14 protein-coding genes and 3 pseudogenes are annotated in these 11,538 nt (G+C 66.7%); 14 read left to right on the top strand and 3 right to left on the bottom strand.

Features of this window, described 5'->3' with window-relative positions:
• Window positions 1-35: 35 nt before the first annotated feature.
• The gene (locus tag ABZ915_RS23270; RefSeq protein ID WP_361806185.1) at window positions 36-347 is read right to left on the bottom strand and encodes a trypco2 family protein; all 312 of its coding nucleotides are present in this window, start codon (window positions 345-347) and stop codon (window positions 36-38) included.
• Between the two features lie 251 nt (window positions 348-598).
• Between ABZ915_RS23270 and ABZ915_RS23265 the strand changes: the two genes are divergently transcribed.
• The 3 genes from ABZ915_RS23265 (at window position 599) to ABZ915_RS23255 (ending at window position 2,803) form a co-directional block, all read left to right on the top strand.
• Window positions 599-721: a hypothetical protein gene (locus ABZ915_RS23265; protein ID WP_361806182.1), complete on the top strand. Its 123-nt coding sequence runs from the start codon at window positions 599-601 to the stop codon at window positions 719-721.
• An 86-nt stretch (window positions 722-807) separates the two neighbouring features.
• The gene (locus ABZ915_RS23260) at window positions 808-930 is read left to right on the top strand and encodes a hypothetical protein (RefSeq protein ID WP_361454236.1); all 123 of its coding nucleotides are present in this window, start codon (window positions 808-810) and stop codon (window positions 928-930) included.
• Window positions 931-1,012: 82 nt separating this feature from the next.
• Window positions 1,013-2,803, top strand: coding sequence for an ABC transporter ATP-binding protein (locus ABZ915_RS23255; RefSeq protein ID WP_361806179.1), 1,791 nt, complete (start codon window positions 1,013-1,015; stop codon window positions 2,801-2,803).
• An 18-nt stretch (window positions 2,804-2,821) separates the two neighbouring features.
• Here the strand turns inward: ABZ915_RS23255 and ABZ915_RS23250 are convergent, their stop codons facing one another.
• Complete coding sequence (locus ABZ915_RS23250; protein ID WP_361806176.1) at window positions 2,822-3,136, bottom strand: hypothetical protein; 315 nt, start codon at window positions 3,134-3,136, stop codon at window positions 2,822-2,824.
• A gap of 25 nt (window positions 3,137-3,161) precedes the next feature.
• On the opposite strand from ABZ915_RS23250, the pseudogene ABZ915_RS23245 reads away from it, so the two are divergent.
• A pseudogene (locus ABZ915_RS23245) lies at window positions 3,162-3,437 on the top strand (helix-turn-helix transcriptional regulator); the annotation flags it as partial.
• A 33-nt stretch (window positions 3,438-3,470) separates the two neighbouring features.
• Here ABZ915_RS23245 and ABZ915_RS23240 read toward each other — a convergent pair.
• Window positions 3,471-4,685 (bottom strand): annotated as a pseudogene (locus tag ABZ915_RS23240) (transposase).
• A 51-nt stretch (window positions 4,686-4,736) separates the two neighbouring features.
• Here ABZ915_RS23240 and tnpA point away from each other — a divergent pair.
• The 10 genes and pseudogenes from tnpA to ABZ915_RS23190 all read left to right on the top strand — a co-directional run bounded on the left by tnpA (window position 4,737) and on the right by ABZ915_RS23190 (window position 11,531).
• The gene (gene tnpA, locus ABZ915_RS23235) at window positions 4,737-5,165 is read left to right on the top strand and encodes an IS200/IS605 family transposase (protein WP_361806173.1); all 429 of its coding nucleotides are present in this window, start codon (window positions 4,737-4,739) and stop codon (window positions 5,163-5,165) included.
• Between the two features lie 103 nt (window positions 5,166-5,268).
• On the top strand, window positions 5,269-5,460 hold the full coding sequence (locus ABZ915_RS23230; RefSeq protein ID WP_361806170.1) for a hypothetical protein: 192 nt from the start codon (window positions 5,269-5,271) through the stop codon (window positions 5,458-5,460).
• A 39-nt stretch (window positions 5,461-5,499) separates the two neighbouring features.
• Window positions 5,500-5,916, top strand: a pseudogene (locus tag ABZ915_RS23225) (DUF5753 domain-containing protein); the annotation flags it as partial.
• A complete protein-coding gene (locus ABZ915_RS23220) occupies window positions 5,913-6,113 on the top strand; it encodes a DUF397 domain-containing protein (RefSeq protein WP_361806167.1) in 201 nt (66 codons plus the stop codon). The pseudogene ABZ915_RS23225 and the gene ABZ915_RS23220, both read left to right, overlap by 4 nt.
• A 103-nt stretch (window positions 6,114-6,216) precedes the next feature.
• Window positions 6,217-6,798 (top strand): RDD family protein, encoded by a 582-nt coding sequence (locus ABZ915_RS23215; protein WP_361806164.1) that lies wholly within the window; start codon window positions 6,217-6,219, stop codon window positions 6,796-6,798.
• A gap of 151 nt (window positions 6,799-6,949) precedes the next feature.
• Entirely contained in the window at window positions 6,950-7,282 is a 333-nt protein-coding gene (locus ABZ915_RS23210) for a hypothetical protein (protein ID WP_361806161.1), read from the top strand.
• Between the two features lie 66 nt (window positions 7,283-7,348).
• Window positions 7,349-7,660 (top strand): pore-forming ESAT-6 family protein, encoded by a 312-nt coding sequence (locus ABZ915_RS23205; RefSeq protein ID WP_361806158.1) that lies wholly within the window; start codon window positions 7,349-7,351, stop codon window positions 7,658-7,660.
• 39 nt (window positions 7,661-7,699) lie between these two features.
• Complete coding sequence (locus ABZ915_RS23200; RefSeq protein ID WP_361806155.1) at window positions 7,700-8,077, top strand: DUF6507 family protein; 378 nt, start codon at window positions 7,700-7,702, stop codon at window positions 8,075-8,077.
• On the top strand, window positions 8,074-10,671 hold the full coding sequence (locus ABZ915_RS23195) for a hypothetical protein (protein WP_361806152.1): 2,598 nt from the start codon (window positions 8,074-8,076) through the stop codon (window positions 10,669-10,671). The genes ABZ915_RS23200 and ABZ915_RS23195 overlap by 4 nt, the downstream gene beginning before the upstream one ends.
• A complete protein-coding gene (locus ABZ915_RS23190) occupies window positions 10,668-11,531 on the top strand; it encodes an immunity 49 family protein (RefSeq protein ID WP_361806149.1) in 864 nt (287 codons plus the stop codon). The genes ABZ915_RS23195 and ABZ915_RS23190 overlap by 4 nt, the downstream gene beginning before the upstream one ends.
• Window positions 11,532-11,538: the final 7 nt, after the last annotated feature.

Genomic DNA, 11,538 nt, shown 5'->3' with positions numbered 1-11,538 from the left:
GCGCTCTGCCCCTGTATGCCGCGGCCCGCAGGCGGTCAGTCGTCCGCCAGCGGCACCCGGTTGGCCGGGTCGGAACCGGTCAGCACCCGGTTGCCGTCAGCCGTCTCGGCCTTCAACTGGAGGGACACGGTGTGGGTGACGGCCTTGGAGGCCGCTGCCTTGCCGTTCGCCGACAGGACCCAGAACTTCACCCCGCCCCCCGCCTCCACACTGCCCTCGACGGCGACCTGGAGGTCCAGGTTGACCGTCTCGACACGCAGCCGCACCGGCTGGCCCTCAGCCTCCAGCGCGGCCTGCGCCAGTTCGTTGCGCAGCGCCCTGAGAGCCTCCGCGAGCCCGATCTGCATTGCTTCCCCCCACATCCGGCCTGACGTGCCGTCATGGTAGCGGCGCGTGAATAAACCTGGCAATGATCTCGGTAAGTTCCATGTGAGGGCTGTAATAAATTCTGTGTGAGAGGCGGGCTGGTTCCAGGTCGCTGCTGAAAATTTCACTCAGCCGCAATTCATCGAGGTCTCAGCGAAATTGGCTTTCTTGTGCGCCGAGGTGCCGTAACGTTTTCCATGTCGAAAGCGAACGACGACGAAAGGCAAAGCCAATGAGCTTCCGCAAGATCACCCCGGTCAAGAAGGCCCACAAGTGCACCCCGGCCCCGAAGCCCGCCCCGAGGAAGCGCGAGCCGAAGAAGCCCGAGCTCAAGCGCCCGGTGGGCCATAAGTAGACGCCGCTGTAAGCGGCGAGCAAACCAGACTGAATAGCCAGTCCGAATAAACACAGATAAACCTGAGAATCGGAAAGGAAATCCCTATGAGCTTCCACAGGATCGCCCCCGTCAAGAAGCACCACAAGCCCGCCCCGGCCCCCAAGAAGCCGGCGCCGAAGAAGCCCGCGCCCGCGCCGAAGCGCCGCCCGGTGGGGCACCAGGGCTGAGGCACGCCGTGAGGCGGGGTCACCGGTTACAGCGTGGTCGCACCGGTGGCCCCGCCTCGGCCATGTACAAGGAGTTGTTGACATGAGGGAAGCCCTCGCGGCCTTCCGCCGCTTCTGGCCGCTGACCCGCGGCGACCGCAGGTGGCTGGTGGCGATCGTGGCCTGCGTGGTGGTGTCCGCGCTCGCCGAGACCGCCGCGATCCTGCTCTTCGCCGACCTCACCGACAACGCCCTGAAGGCCGGCTCGCTCTCCGCCTTCTGGGGCCCGGCCGCCGCCTGGCTCGGCGTCGCCGCCCTCGGCGCGCTCGTCGGCTACCTCGGCAACTCGCTGGCCACCTGGACCGCCGAGAGATTCGTACTCCGCCTGCGCGCAGGCGTGTTCCGGCACGTCCAGGGCCTCCCACCGCACTTCTTCCAGAAGCACCGCCAGGGCGACCTGGTGGAACGCCTCACCGGAGACGTGGAAGCCATCGAACAGATGGTCGTGTCAGGCGCCGTCGGCACGGTCTCCGCCGCCTTCTCCGCCGTCTTCTACGCCTGCGCCGCCTTCTGGCTGCGCTGGGACCTGGCCCTCGCCACCTTCGTCCTCGCCCCCCTCTTCCTCCTCGCCGCCCGCCGTTTCTCCGGCCGCATCAAGCAGACCTCCCAGGACGAGCGGACCGCCGACGGCGCGATCACCGCGGTGGTGGAGGAGTCCCTGGGCAACATCGTGTTGACCCAGGCCTACAACCGGCGCCGCGACGAGGAGAAGCGCCTCGACGCCGAGGCTCGCGCCTGGATGCGGGCCAGTGTGCGCGGGGCGCGGCTGAGCGAGATGTACGAGCAGTTCGTCGAGGTCGTCGAGACGCTGTGCGTGCTCGCGGTGATCGGCCTGGGCGTGTGGGAGATCTCGGCCGGCCGCATGACCCTCGGTCAGCTCCTTGCCTTCGCCGCATTCCTCGGCTACCTCTACCCTCCGATCCGGGGCCTCGGACAGCTCGGCCTCACGGCCACCGCGGCCACCGCCGGCGCCGAACGCATCACCGAGATCCTGGACGCCGAACCGGCCGTCACCGACCCCGCCGAGCCGGTCCCCGCATGGCCGGTACGCGGCTGGGTCGGCTTCCACGGCGTGTCCTTCCGCTACCCGGAGTCCCACCGCGCGTCCCTGCGCGACGTGACCTTCACGGCCGGACCCGGGGAACTGGTGGTGGTGACGGGCGCGAGCGGTGCCGGCAAGTCCACCCTGTCCAAGCTCCTGACCCGCTTCTACGACCCGTCCACGGGCGCGATCTGCCTGGACGGCGTCCCGCTGCCGGACGTCCCCCTCGAATTCCTGCGCGAGAACATCGCCCTCCTCCCCCAGGAGACCCTCGTCCTCAACGGCACCATCCGCGAGAACATCGGCTGCGGCCGCCCCGGCGCCACCGACACCGAGATCGAGCAGGCGGCCAGGGACGCGGCGGCGCACGACTTCATCGCCGCCCTGCCCGACGGCTACGACACCGGGATCGCGCCCGGCACGGCCGCCCTCTCCGGCGGCCAGCTCAAGCGCGTCGCCATCGCCCGCGCCATCCTCCGCTCGGCCCCCGTCCTGGTGCTCGACGAGCCGACGGCAGGCCTGGACGCGGTGGCCGCCCGCCAGGTGGTCCAGCCCCTGCGCCGCCTGATGGCCGGCCGTACGACCCTCATGATCACCCACGACCTGAGCCTCGCCCCGGACGCCGACCGCGTCCTCGTCGTGGACCGCGGCCGGCTGGTGGAGGCGGGCACCCACGCCGAACTGGTCGCCCGGGGCGGGGTGTACGCGCGGCTGGCGACCCCGCTGCCGGGGGCGATCGCGGAGCAGACGCCGGCGGTGGTGCCGGACGAGACGATGATCCTGCGGTGGTGAGCACGATGTCGGGAGCGATCAGGATTCGCCCGCACACAGGCGCGCACCCCGGCTTGCCGCGATACGCAGCGCGTCCGTCAGCGACTCCACCGCCCTGACGAGCGCGAACCGCAGGGCCTGTTCCCCGGCCCCGGGGTCGGCGAGCACGGCCCTGGCACCGCCCAGCACCTGCTGGGCGGAGTCCAACTGGCCCGCTTCCACGTCGTCGGCGAGGAGCGGGAGACGACTGTGGTCGCTGTCGGCGCTGAGGTAACAGGGCTTGCCCTCGGGGGTGGTCCAGGGCAGGAGACGGAGGGTGCCGGGGGCTGCCGCTCGCTTCTCGGCGTTGTTCATGTCATCTCTCCCGGCGTGACAAGCGTTGATTACGTTTCGCATCCGTATGGTCACTGCTTGCGCGTACGCTGCGAAAGGGGGTCGATGTTGTCCGCGACCCCAGGCAACGGGCGGGAGTGACATGGGCGAAGTCGTCGACGGAGACCGGGAGTCGGGGCGAGCCGTGCTGGGGCGGACCCTGAAGTTCCTGCGGGAGAAGGCGGGCAAGTCGCTCGGGCAACTGGCCGACGAGACCGGGTACGACAAGAGCTATCTGAGCCGGCTCGAGTCGGGGGAGCGGCTGTCCAAGGTGACGGTCGTGACTCCTCCCCCAGCTGGAGCCGGGGGCTTCTCGCTATGCCGGGTTGGCGTCGCGACGGACCAGCCCGGCCCGTAGAACGTTGATGGCTCCCACTGTGTCGGCGTGCGTGTGGTGGCCGCAGGCGACGCAGCGGAACTTTTCCTGTGTGGGCCGGTTCTCCTTGGCGGTGTGCCCGCATTCGGGGCAGGTCCGCGAGGTGTTGCAGGGGTTCACGGCGATCACTTCCCGTCCGGCGCTTTCAGCCTTGGCGTGCAGGATCGTCAGGAACACCCCCCATCCGGCGTCGTTGATCGACGTGTTGAGCCCGGCCTTCGCGGCGGCCCCATTGGGCAGGAACGCGCCCGGCAGGTCGGGGTCGGGTTTCGGCGAGGGGGCCTTGCTCATGTTGCGGATCTTGAGGTCTTCGTGCGCGATGAAGTCGTGTGCGCGCAGTAGTGCGAGGGCGGTCTTGTGTGCGTGGTCGAGGCGCTGGCGCCGCACCTTGCCGTGCAGTTGGGCGACCTTGTCCACTGCGCGCTGGTGGTTGGCGGTGCGGTCCTTGGCCTTGCATCGTGGGAACCGGGACAGGGCCTGCTGCGCGGCCTGGAGTTTCGCGGCGGCCTTGCGCCCGTGGCGCGGGTTGGGCACGAAATCGCCGTTGGAGTCGGCGAGGAAGTTCGTGATGCCCAGATCGATCCCGGCCACGGATCCGGTCGCGGGCAGCGGTTCGGGCTGGTCCTGTTCGGCGGTCAGCACGACAAACCACTTTCGGCCCTCGCGCTTGACCGAGACGGTCCTGATGTGGCCAGCCACCGGGCGGTGCTGGTTGACCTTCACATGCCCAACACCCTGGAAGCGGACGCGGGTGGTCGGGTCGTGCGGGGTGGAATCCCACCGGCAGCCGTCACCGTCCCTGGGGAAGTCCACCGTGTCGAACCAGCTCACCCCGCGGAAACGCGGATAGCCGGGCGTGTCACCGGGCTTGATGCGGCGGAAGAACGCGGCGAACGCCTTGTCGAGACGGCGCAAGGTGGCCTGCTGTGAACTGAACGATCAGCGGCCCTGACGCTCCGGGTCGAACGCCCGGATCTCCTTGAGCTGCGCCGACTGGTCGCCGTACTTGACGGTTGTCTTGGAGGCGCGCTGGTAGGCGTCGCGGCGTTCCTGCAAGGCCCCGTTGTAGAGGGAGCAGTGATCCCGCAGCATCTCGGACAGTGCCTGTTCCTGGCGGGTGGTGGGCCGCAGGAGGAACTTGTACGCACGGATCATCCAGCCTACCCCCCTCCGGTCTGGCTCACCTGATCCTACTACACTTGGTGTATGTCACCGCGCTGGGAGCCGGATCCCGACATCCGACGAGGAAATCATGTCATCTTCAACCTCCACGCACACTTGGTGTTCGTCACGAAGTACCGGCGGGAGATCTTCAACGACGAGATGCTGACGCGCTGCGAGGAGATCACGCGGGACGTGTGCGAGAGCTTCGGCGCGGATCTGCGGGAGTTCAACGGCGAGGGCGATCACGTCCACCTGCTCGTGCACTACCCGCCGAAAGTCGCCCTGTCCAAGCTCGTCAACAGCCTCAAGGGCGTCAGCTCCCGGTATCTGCGCGCGGAGTACACCGGCCGGATCAACCGGATCGGCACAGGATCCGCGTTCTGGTCCCCGTCCTACTTCGCGGGGTCCTGCGGCGGCGCCCCCCTGAGCATCGTCAAGGACTACATCGAGAGCCAGAAGCGGCCAGCCTGACCGTCACCCCGAAGAGCAGAGATCTCTTGCGCTGCGCGCCTCCGGGCCGAGGATCGCATTCCCGCCCGGCCGGAAGGCCGGGATTCCCTGCGAAGAACAAGGGATGGAGGACCTGGACGGGTATTACGGGGCCGGGGACCTGTTCGTCAGCCACTGGAAGGTGGCGCGGCTTGATGCGTTCAAGGGCCAGTACAAGGAGTACATGAAGCTGGAGGCGACGGCCCGGATCATGTGGGTGTTCACACCAGGCATTCCCGGGCTTTTGCAGACCGAGGACTTCGCGCGAGGGGTGTAGTCCGGGGCTCAGACAACGGCTGACGGCGACGAGGCTGTCGAAGAGCAGGTGGCGGCACGGCTGGGACGGCAGTACGTCCTACGGCAGAAGCCGGAGCCCGACGTCCGCATCATCATGGACGAGTTCGCACTGCGGCGCCCCAGCACCCACGCCAAGACCTGGAACAACCAACTGCTTCACCTCCAGGCTGCCGCCGTGTGTCCCAACGTCACGCTTCAGGTACTGCCGTTCGCTGCGGGAGCGCACCACCATATGACCGGGTCGTTGACTCTGCTCTGGCAGAGAGATGGAACCGCCGTCGCCTACAAGGAAGGCAACGGTTGCAGCCGGTTGATCGAGGATTCGGACGAGGTTCTGCAACAACGACTGTCCTACGATCGGCTTCGGGACCTGGCGTTGTGGCCATCGGAATCGCTCGAGTTCATCAGGCACGTACTGGAGGAGCACAGACCATGACGGGCACCCCCGAGCTCAGCACGGCCCTGTGGCGCAAGTCGAGCTACAGCGAAGGGGGAGCCAATGACTGCGTAGAAGTCGCCGACGGCCAACTGGGCACAATCCGCGACAGCAAGACCCCCACGGCTCGCCCGCTGGTCTTCTCCACCACGTCCTGGGCGGCGTTCGTCGCCGGGGTCAAGGGGGCGGGTGAATGAGGCCCGCCGGCATGTGACTAAAAAGCTAAGCACTTTGCAGGGCCATGACAGAGCGCACTCTAGGATCAACACACAGTGCACAGTCCGCCCCGCAAAGGAAAGCATGTCGAGCTTCCCCGAGTACCCCAGCCATTCCAACTGGCCGCAGCACCCTGCTGATTCGCCCCAGCCGTACCCGGCAGCCTCTCAGTCCTACGCGGGACACCTCCACGGGTACGCGGCGCCCTACCAGGCGTCATACAACGCGGGCATCGGGGCACCTCCCGGCCTCGCCGACCTCGGGGCCCGACTCGGTGCGAGGGTTCTGGATCTGGTCTTCTGGTTCGTCGGCTACACGGCAACCGGCGGACTCTGGCTCAGCATGTGGATCGACGCGGGCGGCGGCACCACCGCTCAAACGCTGCTCGTAGCGTGGATCCTGGCCTCCGGCACCCTCTACTTCCCCTTCGCCATCTGGCGGTTCGGCTCGACGCTGGGCAAGCGCATCTGCAAGGTGCGGGTCGTGCACCGTATCACGGGCCGACGCCTCGGATTCTGGCGGGCGCTGGGGCGGGAGGTCTTCTGGCCTGTGAGTTGCTTCATCCCCGTCCTCGGCCTGCTGAACTCGCTTTGGTGCGTCTGGGACAAGCCGTTCCAGCAGTGCCTGCACGACAAGGTCGCCGACACCATGGCGGTGGCACGCTAGGACCAACGGCGCCGTGCCGCATCGGAGGTTGCGCAGTCCGCCGGTGCGGGCGGGATCTCGCCACTTCGCCTCAACTGCGTTGCGTCTGCAACCTCTTGTGCGAGAGTATGTTCGAGGTCATGCGACGCAAGTGACGTACGGGGGTACGCGGATGAAGTTCGACATGGGCTCGACGACCCTGTCGGATCTGGGGAAGAGCACCATCGGCTCGGTCGACGGCCTGGGCACGCTCATCAAGTTGCTGATCCAGGCGGCGGAGCCGTTGGAGGGGAAGTTCAACGGGGCCGGTAAGGCCGCGTTCGACTCGTTCAAGGCGCATGCCGACGAGATCACCAGCGATCTGAACGGCTCGCTCAACGCGATCCTGGGCGGTCAGTCCGGGATGGACACGGCGTTCGGCGGCGGTGACGTGGAGCTTCAGGACAACGCCAACCAGAACATGGGCGCCGCGAACTTCGACGCGGCTCGGTTCGGCGCGCGATAGGCGCCCCCACGGCAGCTGAAGCCGCCGTCAGTGCAACCGTTTTCTGTTTTCAGGGGGAAACCGATCATGGGTCAGAACCAGGACCGCCGTTCGTACGACACCGGTGCCTCGACCGAGGTGCAGACCAGCCTCCAGGGCGTCATCGGCCAGTTGGAGAGCGTGCTGACCGACCGTGAGCGTGCGGTCAAGGCCGCGATGGCCGACTTCACCGCGGACGGCGTGGCCGACGAGTACCACGGCAAGGAGGTCCGCTGGCACCGGGCCGCCAGCGAGGTCCGGGAGATCATCCGGCTGGTGCGCACGACGCTGGAGCAGAACGACGGCACCGCACAGTCGACGCTCGCCAAGGCGAAGGCGGCCGTCGACAACATCGGCTGAGCAGTGGTACGTACGGGGATCTGACGGGGGCAGGGCGGTATGACGAGCTGGGACATCTCGTCGTCCGGCGTCGAGTTCGTGACCTCGCTGGTGCAGGACGCGATGGACGACATGGCGAAGGACGTCAAGGCGTACGGCAAGGACGTGGAGAGCGCGGCCGGCTCGGCCGGCACCATCAGCGGGCCCTACTGCGGAATGGCACCGACCGGGCCCGTCGGGGCGGCGCTGTCGGTCTTCGTGGAGAAGACCCTGGGGGACGTGATGTTCCTCGGAGCCCGCGCGGCGAAGTCGGTGAACGGCGCACGCGAGGCCACGGCGTACTACGTCGTCGGGGACACGGAGATGGCCGCCAGGACGCAGCACAAGGCCCTGGCGGCGCCGAAGATCGACCTGCCAGGAAAGGGCGGGAAGAAGTGATCAGCCCGTCCGGAATACCGCAGTTCACGGGCGACTTCGACCAGCTGGACAAGGACGTCTCGGCACTGCGTGGCGACGCCATCGGCATCCGCAACAGCGGCATGGACGTGCACTCCCGCTTCCAGATGCTGGAGGCCTACTACACCGCACCGGAGGCGGACGAACTGTTCGCCACCACCCAGCCGGTGATGGACAGGTCCGACACCTTCGCCACGAAGCTGGAGACGGTGGCCGACGCGCTGGACACGTACTCCGTCGAGGCGCGTCCGTTGGCCAAGAAGCTGGCGCAACTCAAGGCGGACGCGTTCGCGTTCGTCGACAGCGTCGACGGCGACGACGACTGGACCGAGGACGAGGACAAGGTCCACCGGCACCAGGAACTGCTCGACGGGGTGACGTCCGCCCAGGCGGCCTTCCAGGACGCGGAGCGCAGGGCCGCGACCAAGATCTCGGCGATCGTCGGTGGCCCGGAGTTCGTGACGGACGACGGCAGTCACACCGTCAACAAGAAGAAGGTGATGTACGGCTACGACCTCGGCGTGCTGGAGAAGGCCAAGGAACTGCCCTGGGGCACTGCGGAGGAGCAGACCTACGAGGCGTGGAGCCTGGACTGGTTCGGGCACGGGGCCAAGAGCTTCGTCTGGGACGGCCTGTACAAGGACAACATCAAGGGCGGTCTCGACGGGCTGTACACGCTGTTCGGCGGTCACGGTTCCAAGGCGGCCGGGGATGCCTGGAGCGGCCTCAAGGACATCGTCGGAGGCATCGGGCTGTACACCATGACTCCGTACGACAAGCTCATGGACTGGGCGTTCGGCCCGGTGAAGGACAGCCCTGACGAGGTCCGGCAGAAGAAGGCCGCCAAGGAGTTCGCCAAGTCGCTGGTCGCCTGGGACATGTGGAGCGAGAACCCCGCCCGGGCCTCGGCGACGGTCCTCTTTAACGGTCTGACACTCGGAGCCGGCCCGCTGGGCGCCGCGTCGAAGGCGAGTGAGGCGGGCGCGGTGGCCAAGACCGCCGGGATCGCCGCCAAGGTCGGCGACTTCATCGACCCGGTCGCGGTCGGCCTCCGTGCAACCGGCAAGGCCGTCGGCAAGCTGCCCAAGCTGTCCGACCTCACATCGAAGATCTTCACCGGGGCGGGCACGCCGGCGGACGCGGGCCGCGTGCACAGCGTGATCGAGCTTGAGGACGGTTCCAAGGTCGTCATCAAGGACGGGGAATTCGTCGCGTACGACAAGCACGGCGATCTCATCGACGACGTGCCTGGGCAGGAACGATCCGGCAAAGCAGAGGCTGCGCCGGAGCAGGTGCCATCGCGGGAGCGGGAACTCAGTCCGGTCGGCGCGACCTCGCGTCACACTGAGGCTACTGGGCATGCGGGGGACGCCCATTCCCCTCAGGTCGGCCGCGATACACCGTTGCGGCAAGGGGGTGAGGACACACCTCGCAGCGCCGGAGAAGCGTCCGGACGTGCCGCAGCCGGGCATGGCGTCGGCTCCGACGTACGCGGGCAAGGTTCTGGAGCAGGTCGCAATGGTCATGTCGGGACCAGTGCCGGTGGCCGTGGGGGCGAGGGGTTGGACGACCTTGGCCGGGCCGGTGATGACGGCTTGGGCGACAACTCGGACGCTGCGCACGGAGCGGGCGACGGCGCGCCCGGGCGGGATGCAGCGGAAGCGCGCCCCCACTTCATGCGCGAGGGCAGCAATCCCTATGGTTCCCGTGGGTCTCTTTCGCGGGAACAGGTCGAGGAGATCCAGGTTTATCGCGCCAACCATGAGCCCGGGTACTTCGAGCACTACTACCGCAAGGACGGCACGCGCAGAAGCCTCGAACTTTACGACGAAAGTGGCTATACCCCGCCGCAGCTCACGAAACTATCGGGCAGTGACTCGCTCGTTCGCGCCAAGAGCGTTCCAGCACCTCCGAAGCCGCATTATCTGGATGACAGTTACAAGAGCCTCGGTGCGGACGGCGTCACGGATACAGCTCGGCTGAAGGCACTCGAAGAAGTCGCCCGGAAGCGCCATTTTGCAATTAGGTGGGACAATATGGTCTCGGATTGGAAGGCGGAGACCGGGCGAGCCCACGATGTCCACGGAACTGTCGATTCAGCCGCGCAGTGGGGCGAAGCGAAGGGCACCTATAAGGAGTCTCACGCCGCGATGGGTGATGCTGCGGAGGAGTTCGGCGAGAAGGCCGCTGAGTATCACTACATCGCTGAGCGGTATCCGGGCTTCGACAAGGAGACGCTTCTTGGTCCGAAGAGCGGAAATGATCAGTTCGATCAGGTCTGGACGCATGAGGACGGTCGGGTTGTCGTCGTCGAAGCCAAAAGTAGTACCAGCACGGAACTCGGCAGGAGAACCCTTGATGACGGTCGGCAGGTCTCGCAGGGGAGTAGGGAGTATTTCTTTGACATCGTGGAAGCCATGAAAGCGCGTGGTGAATTCGATGTCGTAGACACCCTGGAGCAAGCTCTCGTCGACAACAAGCTAGAATATGTCGTCGTCAAGGGTGAGAAGAACGCAGGGATGTACGCCGGTCTTCAATATCGCCGGTTCGACATAAGCAAGGGGACTCTTCCGTGACCGTACACGTTGCTCGGCACGAACTGCCGGCGAGGCCGGAAGCCGAGCGGTATTCCGAGCGCCTGAACGCGCACCTGCTGAAGAGCATCGACCGTCTTGAAGAGTCGACTGCCGTGATCGACTCGACGTTCAACACCGCGGTCATGAACCTGCGTGCTCGGTGCGTCGTCGACCCCCGAGGTGCGGCGGTGGAGACATGGGAGGCCGCGGTCAACGCGATGCAACTGGGCTCCGCGCTCTTCGCGGTGACGGGCATCAGTGAGGGGACCGTCGAATGCCGCATCAACGGCAAGGTGCGCAGCCTCCCGGCCGCCGGCCCCCTTTCGACTGCGAGTGCGGGAACCTGGCTGACGGCGTTCTGGCTGGCGATCATCTGCCGTGAGCAACAGCGGATGACACAGCTGTGTGAGATCCCCCTGGAGCGGCTGCGAGCGCCGGAGGGGCAGTACGACGAGTACATCTACCACTGGGTGGACACGCTGCAGACGTACTGGCTACGACGGCCGGGTCTGGTGGAGAAGCTCACCGTCACACTGCAGACTTCCCATCCCTCCGAGGCGCGGATCGCTCCGCGGGACCTGTTGGATGCTCAGCTCTATCCGCCGATCAACCTCTTTTACCACTTCGTGCGCAAGGACGAGGAGGGCTTCAGCCCGGCCTTGGCAGAGGCGCTAAAGCTTCACAAGGTGTACTGGACCCTGGATGAGGATCGGCAGGCCAAACTCGACGGCGTGATCGCTCTTGGCCCCCTCGCGATCGCCTGCCTCGCCTACGACGGGGAGATCCCGATCGGCGTCGAGTCCGACTACCTCCCCAAACACCTCCTCCAGCGAGACTGGCTGGGCGAGTTCCCTACCTGATCGACGC

Origin of the sequence: Streptomyces sp. NPDC046915, from assembly GCF_040644935.1 — a bacterium.
GTDB lineage: Bacteria > Actinomycetota > Actinomycetes > Streptomycetales > Streptomycetaceae > Streptomyces.
The sequence above is the reverse complement of the archived record's forward strand: the minus strand, read 5'-3'. Positions and strand labels throughout refer to the sequence as shown.

Coding starts and splice junctions, on each gene's coding strand:
- ABZ915_RS23255 (WP_361806179.1), top strand. CDS start 1,013: ATGAGGGAAGCCCTCGCGGCCTTCCGCCGCTTCTGGCCGCTGACCCGC.
- tnpA (WP_361806173.1), top strand. CDS start 4,737: ATGTCACCGCGCTGGGAGCCGGATCCCGACATCCGACGAGGAAATCAT.
- ABZ915_RS23260 (WP_361454236.1), top strand. CDS start 808: ATGAGCTTCCACAGGATCGCCCCCGTCAAGAAGCACCACAAGCCCGCC.
- ABZ915_RS23270 (WP_361806185.1), bottom strand. CDS start 347: ATGCAGATCGGGCTCGCGGAGGCTCTCAGGGCGCTGCGCAACGAACTG.
- ABZ915_RS23210 (WP_361806161.1), top strand. CDS start 6,950: ATGAAGTTCGACATGGGCTCGACGACCCTGTCGGATCTGGGGAAGAGC.
- ABZ915_RS23230 (WP_361806170.1), top strand. CDS start 5,269: ATGGAGGACCTGGACGGGTATTACGGGGCCGGGGACCTGTTCGTCAGC.
- ABZ915_RS23205 (WP_361806158.1), top strand. CDS start 7,349: ATGGGTCAGAACCAGGACCGCCGTTCGTACGACACCGGTGCCTCGACC.
- ABZ915_RS23220 (WP_361806167.1), top strand. CDS start 5,913: ATGACGGGCACCCCCGAGCTCAGCACGGCCCTGTGGCGCAAGTCGAGC.
- ABZ915_RS23250 (WP_361806176.1), bottom strand. CDS start 3,136: ATGAACAACGCCGAGAAGCGAGCGGCAGCCCCCGGCACCCTCCGTCTC.
- ABZ915_RS23215 (WP_361806164.1), top strand. CDS start 6,217: ATGTCGAGCTTCCCCGAGTACCCCAGCCATTCCAACTGGCCGCAGCAC.
- ABZ915_RS23265 (WP_361806182.1), top strand. CDS start 599: ATGAGCTTCCGCAAGATCACCCCGGTCAAGAAGGCCCACAAGTGCACC.
- ABZ915_RS23200 (WP_361806155.1), top strand. CDS start 7,700: ATGACGAGCTGGGACATCTCGTCGTCCGGCGTCGAGTTCGTGACCTCG.